This is a genomic window from Desulfosporosinus sp. I2, assembly GCF_000960765.1.
GTDB lineage: Bacteria > Bacillota > Desulfitobacteriia > Desulfitobacteriales > Desulfitobacteriaceae > Desulfosporosinus.
Genome location: NZ_JYNH01000013.1, coordinates 15,777 through 35,888, shown reverse-complemented (window position 1 = coordinate 35,888; position 20,112 = coordinate 15,777). Strand labels below are relative to the sequence as shown.

Sequence of the window (20,112 nt, the reverse complement as noted above, 5' to 3'; positions counted from 1 at the left end):
CCAACCCGGTTTATGTTGCCGAGCTCGCATTATAATCAAGGCAAAGCGGAGTATGCCATAGCGTTTATTGAGAACCTTAGACATACCAAAGGCGAGTGGTATAACAAACCCTTTAAACTACTTGATTGGCAAACCGAGATTATTCGCAATATTTTTGGTGTGGTTAAGAAAGACGGGAACCGTCAATTTAATACCGCTTATGTTGAGATAGCAAAGAAACAGGGCAAAACCGAGCTTGGGGCGGCAATCGCCCTTTTTATGTTAGTGGCGGATGATGAGTATGGGGCAGAAATCTACAGTTGTGCAGCGGATCGAGCGCAAGCCAGCCTAATTTATATGGTAGCCGTTGATATGATCGGTCTATGTCCGGCACTCCAAAAACGGCTAAAGATCGTAGCGTCACAGAAACGGCTAGTTTATCCAGAAAAGAACTCATTCTACCAGGTTCTTTCGAGTGAAGCGTTCTCAAAACATGGGATCAACCCCCACGCCGTCCTCTACGATGAACTTCATGTAGCAAATCGGGAAATGGCCCGAGTCATGCTTCAAGGTGCTTCGGATGCAAGAAGACAACCGTTAAATTTCCTGATCACCACCGCAGGAAACGACATGCACAGTATTGGTTACGAGATTCATCAAAAAGCAGTGGATATTCTAGAGGATCGAAAAACCGACCAAACCTTTTATCCCACCATCTACGCAGCAAGTGAAACCGACGACTGGTCTAAGCCTGAAACATGGCGGAAGGCCAACCCAAGCATGGGTATTACCGTAACTGAGGCTAAGTTGGCTATTGCTTGTGAGAATGCCCGGCAAAACCCTGCCGAAGAAAACTCCTTTAAACAACTAAGACTCTGCATCTGGACGAAGCAATCCATACGCTGGATGCCGATGGAGGCGTGGGATAAATGTGCCTTCCCCGTTGATTTTGAGAGGTTAAAAGGCCGTGAGTGTTTTGCTGGGCTAGATCTCTCAAGTACGACTGACGTTACGGCCTTCGTCTTAGTGTTCCCCCCGAACGCGGAAGACGACAACTATCAAGTCGTTCCGTTCTTCTGGATCCCGAAAGTCAATATGGACCTGCGTGTCCGACGCGACCACGTGCCCTACGATACTTGGGAGCAGCAAGGGTTTATGAAAACGACGGAGGGGAACGTCGTCCATTACGGGTTTATTGAGACTTTTATTGAGGAACTTGGCAAGGACTATAACATTCGTGAGATTGCCTTTGACCGCTGGGGAGCAGTGCAGATGTCTCAGAACTTAGAGGGCTTGGGCTTTACTGTGGTGCCGTTCGGACAGGGTTATAAAGATATGTCCCCCTCGACCAAGGAATTGATGAAGCTGACGCTCGAAGAAAAAATAGCCCATAGTGGCAATCCGGTCCTTCGCTGGATGATGGATAACATCTATGTCAAAACAGACCCAGCAGGCAACATCAAACCGGACAAAGAAAAAAGTACCGAGCGTATTGACGGTGCTGTTGCTTTAATCATGGCACTTGACAGGGCTTTACGACATCAGGATGACGGAGGTGGAGTTTATAACGAGAGAGGCATGCGAAGCCTTTAATGAGGAGGTGATGACAACTGAAATTTTTCCAACGAGCCAAGTTCTTCTTCGGCCAAGGCATTGAAGATTATATTCAACGCTTCTTAAACGGTGATGACATACCCGAATCAAACTATCAAGGCCAAGTGGACTCCAAAACAGCCATGAAATACACGGCTGTTTTTGCTTGTGTACGGGTCCTCGCGGAGGCATTGGCTGGTACACCGGTGATGCTTTATCGAAAGAAGGAAAACGGTGACCGCGAAACCAGAAATGATTTATCGGTCTACGACATTCTTCATAATCAACCCAACGAAGAAATGTCCCCATTCAATTTCAAAGAAACCTGCATGGTTTCTCTGAACCTTGGCGGAAATACCGTTAGTCAGAAGTTAGTCAATAAATACGGCGATCTGGTGGGGTTATATCCCTACGACTGGTCGAAAGTAACCATAACCCGGGATTTCTCATCGAACAGGTTAGTGTACAAGATCCGGGATGGGACGAACCAACTGGACTTAGCAAGGAATCAGGTTTTTCACGTCGCTGGACTGAGTATGGACGGTGTTGTTGGGTTGTCTCCGATCGAATATGTTTCGTCGGCGATCCGCCTTGGGTTATCCTATGAGCGCTTTGGTATTAACTTCTATAAAAATGGGGCCAATTCCTCGGGAGTAATTGAGTATCCCGGTGCTCTCGCGGACACAGCCTATGAACGTTTGAAAAAGGATTTTGCAAAAAGCTATCAGGGTCTGGCGAATACCGGGAAGCCCATCATCCTGGAAGGCGGAGCGAAGTTCAGTCAACTGTCGATCAAACCAGCAGACGCACAACTGATTGAAAACAAGAAGTTTCAGTTAGAGGATGTAGCCCGGATCTACCGAGTCCCACTTCACTTAATACAGAATCTTGATAGGGCAACGAACAACAACATTGAGCATCAGAGCCTGGAATTTGTTATGTACACCATGCTCCCTTGGTTTAAACGGTGGGAAGAAAATATCAATATGCAGCTTTTAACGCCACTCGAGCGCCGAGCGGGGTTTTATATTGAGTTCAAAATCGACAGCCTTTTGCGCGGTGATATGCAAAGTCGGGCAGCATCGTATGCAGCTGGAAGGCAGTGGGGTTGGTTATCCGTCAACGATATCCGAAAGCTCGAAAATATGACGCCGATAGTAAATGGAGATATTTACATGATGCCTTTGAACTTCAAAGAAGCAGGGGTACAGGCCAGCCAAGCTGAGAGTGATGCTTTGATAGAGGATACCTACAAGATTATTATGGCGGGGAGGTGATAACGAATGAAAAAATTCTGGGAATTTAAAGCGAAGGCAGGCTCTCCGAATGTTGGAGAGCTTTTGCTTTATGGTGACATCTCCAGCTCAACTTGGTGGGGAGATGAAGTAACACCAATGACGTTTGCACAGGAGTTGAAGGGACTCGGCGATATCTCAGTTCTTAACATCTACATCAACAGCGGCGGCGGGGATGTTTTCGCAGGCCTTGCTATCTATTCCATGCTAAAGCGCCATCCAGCCCAGAAAAATGTCTATATCGATGGTCTAGCCGCCAGCATTGCCTCAGTGATTGCAATGGCTGGCGACACTGTTTATATGCCCAGAAATGCCATGATGATGATTCATAAAGCCTGGACTATGGCAATTGGTAACGCCAATGATCTCCGCAAACTCGCTGATGACATGGACAAAATCGACCAGAGCATCCTGACAACCTACCAAGAAAAAACAGGGATGGAGCCGCAAAAGATCAGTGAAATGGTCAACGCTGAAACCTGGCTCACTGCTGAGGAAGCCGTTGCATTGGGCTTTGCTGATGTGCTCGAAGAGACTAAGCAAATTGCAGCTTCGATGAACAAGGATTACCTAACCATGAATGGTTTGTCCTTTGATCTGAGCAGATTCCGTAACCCACCAAATCAGGCGATGGTCGGTTCTGCATTAGATATTTCGGTCAACGACCCACCGAACAATCAACCTCATGAAAAACCCAACAACCAGGCAGTGGTCAGCGTAGTAGCTGAACCACTGCCTAATTATTTGCCCGAGGTTCATAATGCAGGCCGAACAATATCCTCCACAAACGAAGCACTCATCAGGCAAGCCGTGGACAGCTTGACTGAAGTCCTGGCTCAACTTGATAACGACGAAACTGATGATGAAGCTGACGGCAAGGGTGCAGACGATGAGTTCAGTCTGCTGGAGTTTGACCTATATCAAGCCCAATTCAATTTAAACAGGAGGCGATTAGACCATGGATTTTAAAGCACTACTTAAACAAAAACTCGATGCTCAGCAAACACTCTTAAACGCAGCCATGGCATCAGGAACGGGCTTTACCGTAGAACAACAAGCTGGGTTTGATACTCTTCAAGCGGAAATTGTTAACTTGGAAAACACAATCAAAGCAGCTATGGAGCTCGAAGCGCGTCAGGCCGACTTAAATACCCCAGTTAATGCACCGTTGTATGCCCAACCTAAGGCCAAAGTAGAAAAATTTGGTTCCTTTGGTGAACAACTCCGAGCAGTGATCGAAGCCGCCAGACCAGGTGGCTCGATGGACAATCGGTTATCCATTAAAGCGGCTGCAGGTTTGAATGAAAACGTGGGTAGCGACGGTGGTTTTTTGGTGGACACAGATTTTTCCAAAGAAATCTTAAAGCGTGCTTATGAGACAGGCGTGCTCGCCAGTCGTTGTAACAAAGTGCCCCTCAGTACGAATTCAACCGGACTAAGAATCAATGCCATCGACGAAAGCAGTCGAGCGAACGGTTCACGTTGGGGTGGTATTCAAGCGTACTGGGAGGGAGAAGCCGATGGACTAATCGGCAGCAAACCTAAGTTTCGGCAGATGGAACTCAACCTCCACAAACTAACTGGGCTTTGTTATGCGACGGACGAACTTCTGCTTGATGCTACCGCCTTGGAATCGGTCATCAGTCAGGGCTTTGCAGAAGAGTTCGGCTTCAAAATGGACGATGCCATCTTAAACGGTACAGGAGCTGGAATGCCTTTAGGCCTTATGAACAGCAAGTCCTTAGTGACCGTTCCCAAGGTGGGTAGTCAAACTGCAGGGACCGTCAACGTTCAAAATATTGTAGGCATGTGGTCCCGTTGCTGGGGAAAATCCCGTCAAAACGCTGCTTGGTTCATTAATCAGGACATTGAACCTCAACTCTACACCATGGCTTTATCCGTCGGTACAGGCGGTATCCCGGTGTATATGCCAGCGGGTGGTATTTCCGGTTCTCCCTACAGCACCCTGTACGGTCGTCCTGTCATTCCCTTGGAGCAATGCCAAACTCTCGGTACAACAGGCGACATCATTCTTGCCGATTTGTCCCAGTACCTTATCATCGATAAGGGTGGAATCAGTGCAGCATCGTCCATTCATGTTAGATTTTTGTATGATGAGAATTGCTTCCGCTTTATATACAGAGTTGATGGGCAACCTGTGTGGGGTTCGGTACTGACTCCTTCTCGTGGATCCAACACACTTTCTCCGTTCGTAGCTTTGGCTTCGAGGGCTTAAGTAGATAAACACACAAATATATAAGTCTAGAAAAGGGAGCGCTAATTCAAATTGGCGTGGAGGATATGAATCGACTTGCTCAGAATGTGATAAACCTGTTTGGATAAGACCATCTCGAAGCTCAAGGAAAACACATTTTTGTAGTAAAGAATGTCACTATGAATGGATGTCAAAAAACCAGACTGGCGAGAAAAGTTCAAGTTGGAGTGGTGGGCCAGTAAAGAGAATATGTCCTATCTGTACTAATGAGTTTCAAGTCCCCCGGGCTGAGTTTAATCGCGGCGGAGGGAAGTATTGTTCAAAGCACTGTTCTGCCATAAGCACAAGAAAGTCCGTAAAAGTAACTTGTAGTTACTGCAAAATGGAATATGTCGTTCAGGGATACAAGGCAAGAACTACAAAATATTGCTCTAAATTATGTCAAGCAGAGCACAGAGCTAAAACAAGGTCTCCAGAAGAGATTGCAATGAAAAAGGTTAATGGCAGGATGGGTAGTTTAATGTGGTATTCCATTAAGGGAAATAAAAACGGCTCAAAATGGGAAGCGTTAGCTGGATATTCCTTAACTGACCTGAAGTGGCACTTGGAAAGCCTCTTTAAAGAGGGTATGTCTTGGAACAATATGGGGCTATGGCATATTGATCACATAGTCCCGAGAAGTGCCTTTAATTATTCTTATCCAGACGACCCAGGCTTTAAAGTATGTTGGTCTTTAGCTAATCTCCAACCATTATGGGCTGAGGAAAATCTTCGTAAGTCAAACAAAATAGTTGACCCTCTCCGCGCAAAATCAATTCTTAAATCGTTAACCGACAAAGATTACCAGTTAAATCATTAATATGGAGGTACAAAACCATGAGTTATATTCCTGAAAAAAATAAGCCAATCGAGGCAATCTCCCCGCAAGCGGGAGCTGGTATAACCGGAACTTATGTCTCTTTGAGTAACTCGGGGAAGTGCTACGTGCTGGTCCATATTAACCAAGCATCAGCAGAACCCGTCGAAATCACGATTGAACAGGCAACCGATATCGAAGGAGCAGGTAGCAAGGCCTTAACAAATGTCGTTCCCATTTGGGCAGACCAAGATTGCGCTGCCTCGGATTCCTTGGTTCGACAAACGGATGCAGTAGCCTACTCCACCTCGGCAACCCTTGCGCACAAATTGGTGGTCTTTCAGATTAACCCTGCGCAACTAGACGTTACGAACGGGTTTGACTGCATTACAGTAAAAACTGCTGCCTCTGATCCGACCAATATTACCGCAGCTCAGTATATTCATAGTGATTTGCGTTTTGGGGGATAAGCTACATTATTGATGAACACGGAGACGCTTAGTCGTCTCCCTTTTCTTGAAAGGGGGGTGCTATGAATTTAGTTTTAACCACACCACCCGCCATTGAACCTTTGGAGGTTCAGGAAGTAAAGGATTATCTCAGAGTGGACGATACCACAGAGGATAATTTCCTGAGTGCCATAATAACAGCCTCTCGGGAGTATTGTGAGTCATTTCAAAATCGGGCCTACATCACACAAACTTGGCAACTGAGCTTTGATTACTGGCCAGCTTATGTCATCGAACTTCCGAGAGGGAACCTACAAACGGTTAATCGGGTCACATATAAATCTTCAATCGGTGAGGAAGTTACGCTTCAGGAGCATGTAGATTATCACTACAGTACCCGTGGAATACTGGGACGATTATCTCCCGTATACGGCAAATCTTGGCTATCGTTTGTGCCAACTTCCTTAGACGCCATCGTCATAGATTATACCTGTGGTTATGGAGACCTTGCCGAGAGTGTTCCCGCTAAGGTTATCCAGGCCATGAAATTACTTATTGGGTATTGGTATGAAAATCGAGAAGCCGCCGTAATTGGCTCAGTGAGTCGTGAACTGGAGTTTTCCGTGACCTCTTTATTAAGTCTCGAACGAGTGAGAAACGTATGAACATTGGAGAATTACGCAACAGACTGGAAATACAACACTATGTAAGACTTGAGAATGAGGTTGGTGAGGAAGTAAAGCTTTGGCAACTCTATGTTAAACTCTGGGCCAAATTCGAAACCAGCCGAGTTAAGGAGCAAAAGCTAGAGGCCGGAAAGGCTACCGGAAGTGTCGTGCATAAGATCGTTATAAGGTATCGGAATGATCTCGATTCGACCATGAGAGTAGTTTATAAAGGTAAAAACTACAACATCAATCATGTGGTCAACGACAAAGAACAGAACATCGAAACTCACCTATTTTGTACCCTCAGAGAAGAAGGTGTCTACAATGAGTAGTTTTGAACTAAACGGGCTAACGGAGTTTGAACGAGATTTAATGCGGGTCATTAATGAGAAGTTCCCGAATGAAGCTAAAAAATTTATGCGGAAACAGGTTAATGATGTATTGACTCAAGCTAAACGGGATACACCCGACGATACTGGATTCACGAAAGCCCATTGGAAAACAGCAACCAAGGGTAAGAGGCGAGCGTCTGTTAATCTCGTTGAATCAACCGTGACAAACAACGCTCCCCTCTCACACTTAAACGAAAATGGGCACCGGATAACCAACCAATACGGAGAGTTTGGGTTTTATCCGGGGGTCCATATGCTTGAAAAGGCGGTTATAAAAAAAGAGGCCGAATTCGCAAGTGAGCTAAGTGCCTTCATTGCTACAGCCTTGGAGGAATTAGACCTATGATCGGATTTGTTGATATAAAAAAATCAGTGATCGATGTCCTAAAGGAAAAGGTAAGCACGATCAGGACGGTGGCGAATGAGGAACTAAGCGGGTTTAAACCGCCTGCATTTTTCGTGCAAATGCTGCCCATCGGCGACACGTCCTCGATCGACTACGAAGAGAAGCTAATGTCCATAAACATCCATTACTTTTCAGAGGAAAAGACTGACTTAGCAAACCTGAAAATGTTAGACCAACTCAACACAGCGTTCTTTAATGTCCTACAAATAGGGGCTCGGGTCATTACCCTAAAAAGCAAGCGGCATCAACTCATTGACAACGTCCTGCAATTTAAGTTTGAATTGGAATTCTTAAATGATGTTGACGTTGTGGAAGTTAACGACGAGTGGGTCATGTCGACGGAGCCTGACCACAGCTTAGGTTATACCGAAGAAACAGTCGAGTTAATGCAAGAACTAGAACTAAAGGAGGAGTAGTCAAACATGGGACTACCTCAAATTAATATCAGGTTTCAGACACTCGCGGTAACGGCCATCGCCCGAAGTGCGAGAGGGATTGTTGCGCTCATTTTGAAGGACTCCACGAAGGTAACCTTCGACACAAAAATCTATACGGACATTACCCAAATCGATCCTCTGGATTGGACGGCAGTGAATCTCGATTATATCCAAAAAGCGTTCCTTGGCACTCCGACAAAGGTCATTGTTGAAAGGGAGGCCGATGATGCGGTCGATTACAGTGCATCCTTGGCGCGGCTCATCAATAAGAAGTGGAACTACCTTGCTATACCCGGCATAATCACAGGGGATGTTGCCACCATCTCCACTTGGATTAAAGCACGCAGGGATACCGATAAAAAGACGTTTAAAGCAGTCTTACCTAACAGTTCCTCCGACCACGAAGGAATCATTAATTTCACAACAGACAATATCCTTGTAGGCGGAGAATTTTATACGACAGCTGAATATTGCGCTAGGATCGCAGGTATTCTAGCAGGTTTGCCATTCACTCGAAGCTCAACATACTTCATTCTTCCCGAAGTTGAAAGCATCACAGAAACAGCCACACCCGATGACGACATCGATGCAGGGAAGCTGATCTTAATCAATGACGGAGAGCACATTAAAGTAGGTCGAGGAATCAACAGTCTAACCACAACAACCATAGCCAAAGGTGCCAAGTTCAAAAAGATCAAGATCATGGAAGCAGTCGATCTGATGCGCGAGGATATTCGAGACACCTTTGATTCTGAATATGTCGGACAGGTCAACAACTTCTATGACAACAAAGTGTTGTTTTTGACAGCCGTGAACGCTTATTTCAAAGGACTCCAAAGTGATGAAGTCTTGGATCCGAATTTCACAGCGCTGGCTGAGATTGACTTGGATGCTCAGGAACTCTATCTTCAATCAACTGGACTCGATACCAGCAAGCTAACAACAGCTCAAATTAAAGAGTACAACACAGGGAGCAAGGTCTTTATCAAAGCAAGTGGAAGCCCTCTTGATGCCATGGAGGACTTAGACTTTTCGATGTTAATCGTATAAAAGAGGGGGACTTTGCTTGGCGAAAATCAGAGGAAATAATCAAGTCAATGGTACATGGGGCCAAGTATGGTGGGATGGAGAGCTGGTCTTTGAACTAGAATCCTTTGAGGCTAAAGTAACAGCCAACCGGGAAACCGTTACTATCGGCATGGACGAGGACTCCAAGCTGGTCGGGCTTAAAGGCGAAGGAACACTCAAAGTTAAAAAGGTGTTCAGCCGGGGGAAAAAGAAAATTCTCGAAGCCTGGAAAAAGGGTGAGGACCCAAGAAGCACTCTCATCGGCAAGCTCAAAGATCCTGACACGATTGGCAAACAATCTGAACGGGTTTCAATTGGTAACGTATGGTTCGACGAGTTGACCCTAATTCAGTTTGAACAGGCGAAGAAGTTAGAAGAGGACTATAAATTCGGATTCACAGCGAGCGATGCAGACTTCATCGACACAATCGACATTGTATAGGAAGGAAACTGATCGATATATGGAAGCAAAGAAAAAACTAACCCTCGCTGAGTTGATCTCGAATGCTGACAAGATCAAAGCAAAAAAAGCTGAAACAAGAGAGCTCTATGTGAAATCTTTGGACGCAACAGTAACCATCACGAAGCCAAGTCGCACGACCGTCTTGGACTCCTATGAGATTGGCGAGGGCGAGGGGAATTCCTTCTTGGTTTATGAATGTGTAACCGAGCCAAGTTTCAAGGACACAGCCCTGCAAGCCGCCTACGGAGTCACCGGGTACGAGGTGCTCGATCAAATTCTGGATTCTGGGGAGATTGATTCCATCGCGAAAGAGATCGTTGACTTTGCGGGGTACGGTAAAGACTCTGTCAGTGTCGTCGAAGCAGTAAAAAACTAATAAAGGGTAGTCCGAGACTGTACCTTCTGCACTATTATTTGCAGAAGGGCTGTACTCTGGACTACCTTTTGAATTTATCAGGTCAAGAGACGATATTTCTGGCAGCCAGCATGAACTTAAGCTTTGAAGAAAAAGCCGAAGAATGGAAGCAAGGTCACTTAGTCTATTTTGGTAAGTGACCTTGCTTTTTTAGTGAGGTGAGAGCATGGCGGGGCACGTTATCGGGGCCACCCTGACACTTAGAGACAATATGAGCGCCACTTTGAGAGGTGTAAGGCGCGAACAGTCAGCCTTTAGACAAGATGTTGCCGCCACACAGAGAACCCTGCGACAGCAGATGGAAGTTCGGCTCAATGCAACGGCTGCCACTCGGACAATCTCGAGAATTAGGACCGCCATTGAACCCTTAAGAACTAGAATCGTGACTCAAGTGGCCATACGGGACAATGCAGCGCGAGAAAGACAACGGATTCAAAACGAGATGAACGCACTGGGCAGACGAGCGATTGCCCCAGTCGTTCGAATTAGAGATGCAGCGAGCAGTGTTATTAGTGGCATCACAAGTAAATTAGCAGCACTCAAGAATTTAGCTGCAGGAGCAATGATCGTTGGGGCAACGGTCGGGGCCGGAGCAGTTGTGGCGCTAAAAAGCGGCGCAATGCTTGAACAACAAGAAATTGCCATGAAGCATTTCATCGGGGTGAACAATCAAGGCAAAAGTGACGCAGATGTAACGGGTATGCGCGACAGCTATATCAAGGACTTAAGAAGAAATGCCGATGCCACACCGTTTTCAACATCGGAGGTAATCGGAGCAGGGGCAAGGGCTGTGAACGTGATGGGCGGAGACACGAAAGGGGCTATGGATTTAGTGAAGCTCGCCGGGGATATGGCCGCGCTTAACCCCGGTAAGACAATTAGTGACTCGATGGAGGCCCTTGCCGACGCCAAGAACGGCGAGTTTGAGAGAATGAAAGAATTTGGCTTTAAGATCAGCGCCGAAGAATTTAAAGGGTTTGTAGGCAAAGGCAAAAATGATGATCTGTCAAATACGGAAACCATGACAGCTTACTAAACGCTCGTTAATAAAAAGTTGAACCCCTACTTTAAAGGCGGCTCGGAAAAACTATCTCAAAGTGGAACGGGCTTGATGAGTACGATCACAGGAAACTTAGGCTCAAAGGTTCAGGACACTGGAAAAGCCATGCTCGAAAGATTGAAACCAACCTTAACGACGATCATCGATTTGATTGATAAGTACAGCCCACAAATGGACAAGTTCGGCCTCAAAATAGCGGATGGAATCGGTTTTGCAGTAAGCAAGTTACCGACCCTGAAAAAGTATCTGAGCGATGCATTCGAAACAACTAGGCCAGTTATATCGTGGGTGGCAGACACAGGAATTCCAAAGGTTAGAGATATCTTAGGCAGCGTGTTAGAGAAGGCAACCGGGGTGTATAACTTCTTCAAGACAAACTGGGGAACGTTAGGGCCTTTCATTACTGGCATCGCCATTGCGTTTGGAACGTATAAAGCGGTGATGATGGCGATGGAAGTGGTGACAATTGCTGTAACTGCTGCACAGCTTGCATTGAATTTTGCAATGAACTTAAACCCCATGGGCCTCGTAATCATTGGCATTGGGCTGCTCATCGGCGCAGGAATACTGCTCTATAAAAACTGGGACACGGTTAAAGAAAAAGCGAGCGATTTATGGTTAAGCATTGAAAATGTCTTTAAAACAGGAGTAAACGGGGCCATTGGGTTAATTAATACCCTCATCGATAAAATCAACTTAATTCCGGGGGTAAACATCCCCCTGATCGCAAGGGTGAGCTTAGATACTTCCGGAAATAGCACATCGGATGGTCTGCGCTCCGCACGAGGAATCGATGGAAATCACGCCAATGGACTAGATTATGTTCCCTTCGATGGGTATATAGCCAAGCTCCACAAAGGTGAAAGAGTTCAAACGGCAAGCCAGAATCCATACAACGGTGGAGGCTCAAGCAGTAGTGTAGTGGTTCATATGAACGGAACAGTCGTAAGGGAAGAGGCAGATGTCCAAAGAATAGCAAACGCGATCGTACAGAAACTCGACGCGGCGGCTGCGAATATGTAAAGGAGGATGGAGGGCATGGAATTTTGGCTAACGCAAGGATCAGAAACACTTCGCCTTCCGGTCCCTCCACCGAATTATTCAATTAAGAAATCGTTAAATAACAGCACAGTCGTTGTTGAAGGCTTAGGCGAGGTCAGTTTTATTGGCAAGCAAAAGCTCGCGGAGATCCCTTCCCTAGAATCCTTTTTCCCTAAACAAGTGTATAGCTTTTGTCAGTACAAACCCTTTCCAGAGCCGAACGTTTGCACCGACTTAATTGAAAAGTGGATGGCGAGCGGTAAGCCTATCCGGTATATCGTGCCAGGAGCAATCAACACTGAATGTACGATCGAATCCTTTGATTACGGGGTGCGAGACGGCACAGGTGACGTGTATTTTAGTTTACAACTTAAAGAGTACAGGACGATCGCACTATGATTAAACTTTATAGTTTTTATAATGGGGTCGTGAGGGATATAACCAAGGTTGTTAAGAGTATCAGTTGCTCAGGGGACAAGACCCAAGCCGCGAGAAAATTAGACATCACACTGGCCTACCCGATTTGGGACAGAAATCAACCTCGGACTCAAATTGGGCCGGGGACTAAAGTTTGGCTTCTACTAGACGGAAAAGAAATATTTCGAGGAGTAGCCTGGGACCGGGAGATCAATTCTGCATCCGAAGAACTACCCTTTCTTGCTTACGATTATTTAATTTATCTTACGAAATCAAAGGTGACATATAACTTCATAAACACAACCCCGGACGATGCGACGAGAAAGATATGCGCTGAATTAGGGATAGAAACTGGTGAGATTGCAAGCACCGGAATTAAGGTTAATCGGCTCATAGCTCAAAAAACCGGCTATGAAGCCATCATGGAATTGTACACCCAGGCGTCAAAAACAAACGGGAAAAAGTACGTTCCAGTTATGGATGGATCAAAGCTGTGCGTCATCGAAAAGGGAACGAGCGTGGCGGATTATACGTTGAGATCTAGGTTAGACGGGACAGGTAATAACATTCTTAGTGCCAGCTACCGAGATTCCCTCGCCGAGGTGGTCAACAAAGTGAAGATTTACGACGAGGGAAATAGCTATGTTGGAGAAGTCAGCAGTAGCGGCTCGATTCAAGCATATGGCCTACTCCAAGATAATTATACCAAGGAAGCTGACAAAGACAGCTTTGCTGTAGCTGCTGGAATTATCAAGGATGTACAGCGTACCGTAACCCTTTCGGCTTTAGGGAATTGGAACTGCCGTACAGGGTATGCAGTTAACACCGGAGTCTTTTATGTTGATATTCTTCAAAATGCGCTGATGTATATTGAGGGGGATACCCACACATGGGAACCCGGTACTGGTAAATACACAATGTCCTTGAGTCTCAGTTTTGGAAACGTTATGGACAGTAAGGGGTGATGTTATCAAGAACCCATATAGCGCAATCATCAACCATATGAGAACGCAAGGGGCAAAGTTCAACACCCCTTACGTTCAGGTAGGAGTCGTTGTTTCCCCGGACCCGCTAACCATCAAGCTCGGGGACCTGCAGATCGGTAAGGAAAACCTCCTAGTCGCGGATTATTTATTACTAGATACTGAGGGACTTAAGGCAGAGGATATCGTCGCCTTAATACCAACGCTCGATGAGCAGACCTACATCGTCTTGGCAAGGATCGTGAGCCCATGAGTATATTTCCGTCAGAGGTCATCAATATAAGCGACCTTATTCAATCAACAGTAACAACCACAACAGAATTACCACTGGCTAAAGAATATGCGTGGGATTTCAATAATAATGACTTCCTATTATATAGCGGGAAAAATGTCATTGTAACGGGCAAAGAAGCGGTCAAGATTTGGGTTTGGAAGGCTCTTTACACCGCGAAGAACAGGTATAAAGCCTACACGGGAAAGTATGGTAACGAATCAGAATCACTCATCAATCAGACTCTTTCTAGAGGGGCCTTACAGTCTGAAATAGAGAGGTATTTAATTGAGGCGCTGCTTATCAATCCATACATTAGGGGTGTTAAAAATATTAAGGTAGAGATTGACGGTAGCAGGACGGACGTTAGCTTCACCACCATAACGATCTATGGGGAGGTTAGCACCCATGTTTAGTGAGGACAGCTTAACAATACTTAATAGAATGCTAGAAAACGTGCCTTCTGATGTGAATAAATCAGAAGGCTCTCTTATTTATGACGCGCTTTCTCCAGCAAGCCAAGCGCTAGCAAAAAGCGAACTGCTGCTGGATGAAGTTCTAAAGATGGTCTTCGCTCAAAGCGCAGCCGCCAATGGGTACTCAACAGAATTAAGATTACGGTGTACCGAATTTGGGGTTACCCCTAAAGATGGTACGACCGCAACAGGTCAAGTCACCTTTACTGGAGTGGAGACAACGCCCATACCACTGGGAACGACGGTACAAACCCCCGGCGGATTACGATATATTACTACGGCCCTAGGAGTTATTACTGGCGGGGTGGTAACCGTAATGATCCAAGCGGTTGATGTTGGTACAGTTTACAATGTCCCAGAAAATACGGTAATCCAAATACCCGCAGCAATAAGTGGTATCACAGGAGTTAATAATTCCAGTCCAATCACTGGGGGAAACGATGCTGAAACCGATGATGCCTTGCTTTCTAGGTTGCTCAGTCGTGCGCGAACCCCATCCACCAGCGGAAACGTCGCACATTACGTTCAATGGGCGATAGAAGTCCCTGGAATAGGAGCCGCGCGTGTCTATCCGCTCTGGAATGGACCCGGCACAGTGAAGGTGGTTGCCATCGACTCCAACAAACGGGCTATCAACAGTAGTCTACTTAGCGAAGTTACAGAGCACATCGAGGATAACCGACCCATAGGTGCCACCGTTACCGTGGTAAGTGCCACTGAAAAATTAATCAATCTGTCCGCGACCGTGGTCCTTTCCAACGGGATTACTCTAAACCAAGTACAGGATACTCTGGGTGAGGTTGTTACTGAGTATCTGAAATCAATCGCGTTTTTGTCCTCACACGTTAGTTTCGCTCAGGTCGGAAGCCTATTACTATCGGTACTGGGGGTCTCGGACTATTCCAATTTACAAATGAATGGACTTGCCCAAAATATGATCGTTGGCGAAGAAGAGGTTGCGGTATTAGGCGTCTTAAGTTTGGGGGTGTAAGACCATGTATCCGCAAAATGTCGATCAATTTCCAGAGAAATTAAACAAGAAGCAAACAGGTTTTTATGTTGTCGAGGAAAAAATACCGATGGTGGATGGATTCTTCGAAGGCGATTTAGCCCATGACAGCATCAATAACGGTAGTGTTCTAGTGTATACGGGGAGTAAATTAACAGGTGAACAGGTGCTGGCCTATACACTCAGTCTGCCGGGGGAAGAACCTTGGCGGCGAATCATTAAAGTATTCTCGACCGCAGAGTTTGTCTATGTCACTTACGAAACTCCTGGGGACATCGTGGAGGCAGCGGATATTAACGTCGTCCAAAATTCCATCGTTAACACTCAAACGGAGCTGGAGAGACATAAGGCAGATCAGGCTTGCCACATTCAAAATGCGGAGATCGATGGTGGGAGTTTCTTGTAAAAAGGAGGAAGAACAATGCCTCAAGTAGTCAAGATTAAACGAGGATTAAAGATCAATCTGCCGACGTTAGTGGCTGGGGAGATGGGCTTTTGTACAGATACCAAAGAAGTCTATATCGGGGATGGAGCCGCCAATGTCTTAGTCGGTCGAGCGATGATGGGGACTTATGCTTCAAGGCCCAACGCAGCAGTCGCCGGAAGGTTCTACTACGTAAGCAGTGGAACAAATCTTGGCTATGTGTACCTCGATGATGGTGTAGCGTGGCAAAGGGCCAATGTAATTAGCCTCGCTGATCTGACAGGGACCTTAGATAACGTAGCGGACGGGACGACGTATGGCAAGGTTAAAGCGACCGAACTAAGCAGTGGCCAAGTAAGCCGGATCAGCGATGGGACCAACACGGTAACAGCAGCTCAAGCGAGAACGCACATCGACGACGTAACAAAGCATCGACTTATAAACGATAGTGGAACAGCCACAACAGATCTCTGGTCAGCCCAAAAGATAAATAATGAAATCGAGCTGGCCAAGCATAACATCGAGCCCCAAGCGTCGGTAAAAGACCAGAACCTAGCAACCCCTCCAGGTTCCCCTGTAACGGGAGACCGCTACATTGTCGCAGCCACTCCAACAGGAGCCTGGCTAACGCACACGAACCACATTGCTGAGTGGGATGGAGCCGCTTGGCAGTTTTATGTTCCGGATGTTGGCTGGAATCTATTCGTTGACGACGAGTTGAAGTTGTATGGCTGGAGTGGATCTGCTTGGGTTAGAACGGGTGGGGCTCTTCAAACCGTGACTGCTGGGTCCGGGCTTACGGGTGGAGGACAAGCTGACTCAGTAACGCTTAACATCGGAGCGGGTAACGGCATAACCGTTGCGGCTGATGCAATTAGTGCTAAACCCTATAAAGGTATAACGGTCGATGCCAATGGTGTAGCGGCCAACATCGATGCCGACTCAATCCAGTACGATGCTGCCAACGGTAATCGGTTGATGGTGGTTAATGTTGATGGTGGGACCTTTTAGGAGGGAGATGATGTGGCGAGAAAGGTATTAATAACGATACGAAAGGGTCTTGAGGCCAACCTCCCAACCCTTGCCGATGGCGAATTGGGTATTACGACCGATACCAAAAAACTCTATATTGGCACAGACTCAGGGAACGCGCTTCTGGTCGCGGCTCAAACAGTTGGGGATATGCTCAAATCCATTTATGACACCAATAATGACGGAATCGTCGATCGATCGAAAACGGTGACTGGACCCGTAACCTGGAACCAGTTAAAGGGGGTCTAGGGAAAATGTATAGCGACTCTTATTATGGGGTTTTGATGTACACACAGGATATTGATCCTCCAAACGATGAGCAAATTCAGTTATTGACCCCAGATTTGATGGGGTATCTGCCCAATTATCTTAAAAATGTCCGAATCATGAACGAACTGCAAGCAACACAAGCTCGTGAAATCGGGCTCTTCAACGCTCGGAGAACAGACCTCCTGAACCAATGCTTTATAGATACAGCCACCTGGGCACTAGAACTATGGGAGAGCGAACATGGAATCGTAACGGATCTATCCAAAACGCTTGAAACGAGACGAGAAATTGTAAAGGCTAAGCGACGGGGTAACGGAACCGTGACCAAGCAAATGCTTAAAAACACTGCCTTAGCCTACACCAATGCAGAAGTACAGGTTTTAGAAGACCCAGAGAATAATACCTTTGTCCTAAAATTCATCGGTGTACTAGGAATACCTGCGAATATGGCGGGTCTCATTGAAACGATTAACGAGATTAAACCTGCGCACCTCGCCTATAGTTTTGAGTACGCGTACTCGTGGTGGAATAGAGTGTCGGGTTTACAATGGGGCGAATGCTCCTCACAGACTTGGAATGATTTAAAAGTATACTCCTAAGAAGGGAGATCACTATGGCGACAAATACACCAAATTATAACCTTACAAAACCAGCGGGAACGGATACCGTCGATATCGGCGTCATTAACACAAATATGGACTTAATTGACGCAGCTGTTGCTTTGAAAGCACCACTTGCGTCTCCGACGTTGACTGGTACCCCCACGGTTCCAACAGCTGCGGTAAATACAAACACAACCCAAGCAGCGTCAACTGCCTTTGTATTGGCTCAAGCTGGAACCGTAGCGCCTGTAATGGACGGGGTAGCGACAGTTGGGGTGGCAACAAAGTTTGCTCGAGCGGATCATACGCATCCTTCCGATACGGCTAAGGCTGACCAAGCAGCGGTTACTTCACACTTAGCTGAAAATTCATCTCAAACAGTCAAGGGCCATGTAGAACTAGCGACCGCAGCTGAGACAACGACTGGAACGGATAACACAAGGGCAGTACACCCTGCCGGGTTAAAAGTAGAACTCGACAAAAAGATAGCCCATTCACTCGCAACGGCAGTCAGTGACTTCTTGGTTTCTTCTGGAGCAGGAGTGTTCGTTAAGAAAACGTTGGAGGAAGTGAAAACAATCCTTGGATTAGGGACAGCCGCCTACACAGCGTCCACAGCCTATGCCACCGCAGCACAAGGAACCCTGGCTACGAATGCAATGCCATTATCCCAAAAAGGGGCAGTGGGTGGTGTTGCCCTATTCGATGATGTTACTGCGCATTTGGCTGAAAGTGCGACATTATCAGAACTCGCTCACGTAAAGCACGGGACGCTCACTACCACACTAGACACAGCATGGGCTGGAGCCCAAGCACCTTTTACTAAAACACAGGCTGTTGCAGGCATCCTTGCAACAGATAACCCCATTGTAGATGTAACAATGGGTGGAACATACTCCACAGATGAAGCGAGATTAGACGCTTGGAGCCAGATATATAGAATAACAACAGCCAACGATTCAATAACTTTGTATGCCAAAAAAGCACCGACAGTCGCATTACCAATACAACTAAAGGTGGTGAGGTAGATGGGCGAAGCATTGATTATAAGGCGCGGCGGTGCAAGTGTCATACCTACAAAAATAGCATGTCCTCTTTCAACAACGTGGACTGTACCTGAAAATCTAACTGCCGTTGATGTGTTTCTAGTCGGTGGTGGCGGTGGCGGTGCTGGCGGAGGTGGCGGTGGGGGCTATACGCAAACTTATTTAGATGTGCCAGTAACACCAGGGGAAAGTATCAGCATTACCGTTGGAGCAGGTGGAGCCGCTGGTTCCACAGGTGGATATAGCCAATTTAAGGATAGTAACTATCGCGCGAACGGCGGTGGAAGCGTAGCCCAAGCAGACAATAGTGTTGGGCCTGGTGGTAATGGAGGCTCAGGCGGAGGCGGCGGTGGAAGTAGCGCAGATGGTGGTAATGGCGGATCAAATGGATTAAATGGCGTCAGTTCAACATATGCAGGTGGAACAGGACAAGGAGCAACCACAAGAGAATTTGGCGAAATAGACGGTGTCCTTTATGCTGGCGGCGGCGGAGGAGCAACTCAGTATACTGGGAACGTAGGAGGAACTGGAGGTGCTGGAGGTGGCGGTAAAGGAGCAGTTACTACAGATGCAACATCTACCGCAGGAGCAGCTAACTCAGGCGGTGGAGGCGGAGGTGCACGTTCAGCGTCTAATCGAAGAGCAGGTGGCTCAGGAATAGTTGTTGTGAGGTGGGGATATTGAGGTACGCACTAATTAAGAATGGGAAAATTGAAAACATCATAGAAGCTGAAGGCTACAGAGATTCGCAAATCATTGCTCAGTCAGGAGGATTTGATGATGCAATTGATGTATCTTTGTACGAGGTGGGAATTGGCGATTCATACGTAAACTTGCAGTTTTATAAACCTGATGGAACTCTCGCTCAAAGGGGAAAAGCACCTGAAGAGGAAATCGCAGAAATGAAGCAAGCTTTAGCGGATACAAACGCAATGCTTCTTGAATTCATGGAAGTAACATTAGTTTAGGAGGAATGTAAAAATGGCAGTAAATAGTTTGTTGACAAAAGCGTATGCGGTGAATATCTATCGTTATGGGAATCGTACCTTTGCAAGTATTCCAGCGGACTATCACACTCCCGTGAAACAGTATGCCGCAGAGAATTTTAGTCTTTCCGACATTGACCAAGCTCTTGCGAATGGGTATATCACAGAGCAAGAGTATACTGAAACACTTGCGTATGTTCCTGCCGCTTAGTGAACAGTTGACGCATACTGTGTCAAATAGTATCAAAAACTTGTAGAC

At 46.5% G+C, this 20,112-nt stretch carries 28 protein-coding genes; all 28 read left to right on the top strand.

From position 1 onward, the window contains the following. Positions 1 to 12 precede the first annotated feature (12 nt). The 28 genes from UF75_RS05650 to UF75_RS05520 all read left to right on the top strand — a co-directional run bounded on the left by UF75_RS05650 (position 13) and on the right by UF75_RS05520 (position 20,064). A complete protein-coding gene (locus UF75_RS05650) occupies positions 13 to 1,572 on the top strand; it encodes a terminase TerL endonuclease subunit (protein WP_082075031.1) in 1,560 nt (519 codons plus the stop codon). A gap of 125 nt (positions 1,573 to 1,697) precedes the next feature. Further along, positions 1,698 to 2,849, top strand: a complete 1,152-nt coding sequence (locus UF75_RS05645) for a phage portal protein (protein WP_082075025.1) — start codon at positions 1,698 to 1,700, stop codon at positions 2,847 to 2,849. Positions 2,850 to 2,855: 6 nt separating this feature from the next. Continuing rightward, entirely contained in the window at positions 2,856 to 3,836 is a 981-nt protein-coding gene (locus UF75_RS26140; RefSeq protein WP_052693028.1) for a head maturation protease, ClpP-related, read from the top strand. Continuing rightward, positions 3,826 to 5,103, top strand: a complete 1,278-nt coding sequence (locus tag UF75_RS05635) for a phage major capsid protein (protein ID WP_045573622.1) — start codon at positions 3,826 to 3,828, stop codon at positions 5,101 to 5,103. The genes UF75_RS26140 and UF75_RS05635 overlap by 11 nt, the downstream gene beginning before the upstream one ends. 166 nt (positions 5,104 to 5,269) lie before the next feature. After that, positions 5,270 to 5,941 carry a hypothetical protein gene (locus tag UF75_RS28025; protein ID WP_156146247.1) on the top strand — a complete coding sequence of 224 codons (672 nt, stop codon included), beginning with the start codon at positions 5,270 to 5,272 and terminating at the stop codon, positions 5,939 to 5,941. Positions 5,942 to 5,958: 17 nt separating this feature from the next. Then, positions 5,959 to 6,408 (top strand): hypothetical protein, encoded by a 450-nt coding sequence (locus UF75_RS05625; RefSeq protein WP_045573621.1) that lies wholly within the window; start codon positions 5,959 to 5,961, stop codon positions 6,406 to 6,408. A 62-nt stretch (positions 6,409 to 6,470) separates the two neighbouring features. Further along, on the top strand, positions 6,471 to 7,052 hold the full coding sequence (locus UF75_RS05620; protein ID WP_045573620.1) for a head-tail connector protein: 582 nt from the start codon (positions 6,471 to 6,473) through the stop codon (positions 7,050 to 7,052). Continuing rightward, complete coding sequence (locus UF75_RS05615; protein ID WP_045573619.1) at positions 7,049 to 7,387, top strand: phage head closure protein; 339 nt, start codon at positions 7,049 to 7,051, stop codon at positions 7,385 to 7,387. Before UF75_RS05620 ends, UF75_RS05615 begins: the two co-directional genes overlap by 4 nt. Then, positions 7,380 to 7,793: an HK97 gp10 family phage protein gene (locus UF75_RS05610; RefSeq protein ID WP_045573618.1), complete on the top strand. Its 414-nt coding sequence runs from the start codon at positions 7,380 to 7,382 to the stop codon at positions 7,791 to 7,793. Before UF75_RS05615 ends, UF75_RS05610 begins: the two co-directional genes overlap by 8 nt. Next, on the top strand, positions 7,790 to 8,269 hold the full coding sequence (locus tag UF75_RS05605; protein ID WP_052693026.1) for a DUF6838 family protein: 480 nt from the start codon (positions 7,790 to 7,792) through the stop codon (positions 8,267 to 8,269). The genes UF75_RS05610 and UF75_RS05605 overlap by 4 nt, the downstream gene beginning before the upstream one ends. 6 nt (positions 8,270 to 8,275) lie before the next feature. Next, positions 8,276 to 9,340 carry a phage tail sheath C-terminal domain-containing protein gene (locus UF75_RS05600; protein ID WP_045573617.1) on the top strand — a complete coding sequence of 355 codons (1,065 nt, stop codon included), beginning with the start codon at positions 8,276 to 8,278 and terminating at the stop codon, positions 9,338 to 9,340. A gap of 16 nt (positions 9,341 to 9,356) precedes the next feature. Continuing rightward, complete coding sequence (locus tag UF75_RS05595; protein WP_045573616.1) at positions 9,357 to 9,800, top strand: phage tail tube protein; 444 nt, start codon at positions 9,357 to 9,359, stop codon at positions 9,798 to 9,800. Further along, positions 9,793 to 10,197, top strand: a complete 405-nt coding sequence (locus UF75_RS05590; RefSeq protein ID WP_197079330.1) for a hypothetical protein — start codon at positions 9,793 to 9,795, stop codon at positions 10,195 to 10,197. Before UF75_RS05595 ends, UF75_RS05590 begins: the two co-directional genes overlap by 8 nt. Positions 10,198 to 10,402: 205 nt before the next feature. Then, the gene (locus UF75_RS05585) at positions 10,403 to 11,272 is read left to right on the top strand and encodes a hypothetical protein (RefSeq protein ID WP_052693025.1); all 870 of its coding nucleotides are present in this window, start codon (positions 10,403 to 10,405) and stop codon (positions 11,270 to 11,272) included. Positions 11,273 to 11,290: 18 nt separating this feature from the next. Next, complete coding sequence (locus UF75_RS26135; protein ID WP_156146246.1) at positions 11,291 to 12,319, top strand: hypothetical protein; 1,029 nt, start codon at positions 11,291 to 11,293, stop codon at positions 12,317 to 12,319. Between the two features lie 15 nt (positions 12,320 to 12,334). Then, positions 12,335 to 12,736: a phage baseplate protein gene (locus UF75_RS05580; protein ID WP_045573614.1), complete on the top strand. Its 402-nt coding sequence runs from the start codon at positions 12,335 to 12,337 to the stop codon at positions 12,734 to 12,736. Next, positions 12,733 to 13,719 (top strand): hypothetical protein, encoded by a 987-nt coding sequence (locus tag UF75_RS05575; protein WP_045573613.1) that lies wholly within the window; start codon positions 12,733 to 12,735, stop codon positions 13,717 to 13,719. Before UF75_RS05580 ends, UF75_RS05575 begins: the two co-directional genes overlap by 4 nt. A 37-nt stretch (positions 13,720 to 13,756) precedes the next feature. After that, on the top strand, positions 13,757 to 13,990 hold the full coding sequence (locus tag UF75_RS05570; RefSeq protein ID WP_156146244.1) for a DUF2577 family protein: 234 nt from the start codon (positions 13,757 to 13,759) through the stop codon (positions 13,988 to 13,990). Next, positions 13,987 to 14,424, top strand: a complete 438-nt coding sequence (locus tag UF75_RS05565) for a DUF2634 domain-containing protein (protein WP_045573611.1) — start codon at positions 13,987 to 13,989, stop codon at positions 14,422 to 14,424. Before UF75_RS05570 ends, UF75_RS05565 begins: the two co-directional genes overlap by 4 nt. Further along, positions 14,417 to 15,475: a baseplate J/gp47 family protein gene (locus tag UF75_RS05560; RefSeq protein WP_045573610.1), complete on the top strand. Its 1,059-nt coding sequence runs from the start codon at positions 14,417 to 14,419 to the stop codon at positions 15,473 to 15,475. Before UF75_RS05565 ends, UF75_RS05560 begins: the two co-directional genes overlap by 8 nt. A 4-nt stretch (positions 15,476 to 15,479) precedes the next feature. Further along, positions 15,480 to 15,899, top strand: coding sequence for a hypothetical protein (locus UF75_RS05555; protein ID WP_045573609.1), 420 nt, complete (start codon positions 15,480 to 15,482; stop codon positions 15,897 to 15,899). Between the two features lie 15 nt (positions 15,900 to 15,914). Continuing rightward, complete coding sequence (locus tag UF75_RS05550; protein WP_045573608.1) at positions 15,915 to 16,928, top strand: DUF2793 domain-containing protein; 1,014 nt, start codon at positions 15,915 to 15,917, stop codon at positions 16,926 to 16,928. A 12-nt stretch (positions 16,929 to 16,940) separates the two neighbouring features. Next, positions 16,941 to 17,198, top strand: a complete 258-nt coding sequence (locus UF75_RS05545) for a hypothetical protein (protein WP_197079329.1) — start codon at positions 16,941 to 16,943, stop codon at positions 17,196 to 17,198. A gap of 5 nt (positions 17,199 to 17,203) precedes the next feature. Continuing rightward, positions 17,204 to 17,818: a putative phage tail protein gene (locus tag UF75_RS05540; RefSeq protein WP_045573607.1), complete on the top strand. Its 615-nt coding sequence runs from the start codon at positions 17,204 to 17,206 to the stop codon at positions 17,816 to 17,818. A gap of 14 nt (positions 17,819 to 17,832) precedes the next feature. Beyond that, the gene (locus UF75_RS28950) at positions 17,833 to 18,849 is read left to right on the top strand and encodes a hypothetical protein (RefSeq protein WP_045573606.1); all 1,017 of its coding nucleotides are present in this window, start codon (positions 17,833 to 17,835) and stop codon (positions 18,847 to 18,849) included. Then, positions 18,850 to 19,551: a glycine-rich domain-containing protein gene (locus tag UF75_RS29870; protein ID WP_052693023.1), complete on the top strand. Its 702-nt coding sequence runs from the start codon at positions 18,850 to 18,852 to the stop codon at positions 19,549 to 19,551. Next, positions 19,548 to 19,835 carry a hypothetical protein gene (locus UF75_RS05525; protein WP_045573605.1) on the top strand — a complete coding sequence of 96 codons (288 nt, stop codon included), beginning with the start codon at positions 19,548 to 19,550 and terminating at the stop codon, positions 19,833 to 19,835. The genes UF75_RS29870 and UF75_RS05525 overlap by 4 nt, the downstream gene beginning before the upstream one ends. Positions 19,836 to 19,848: 13 nt before the next feature. Next, complete coding sequence (locus tag UF75_RS05520) at positions 19,849 to 20,064, top strand: hypothetical protein (RefSeq protein ID WP_052693022.1); 216 nt, start codon at positions 19,849 to 19,851, stop codon at positions 20,062 to 20,064. Positions 20,065 to 20,112: the final 48 nt, after the last annotated feature.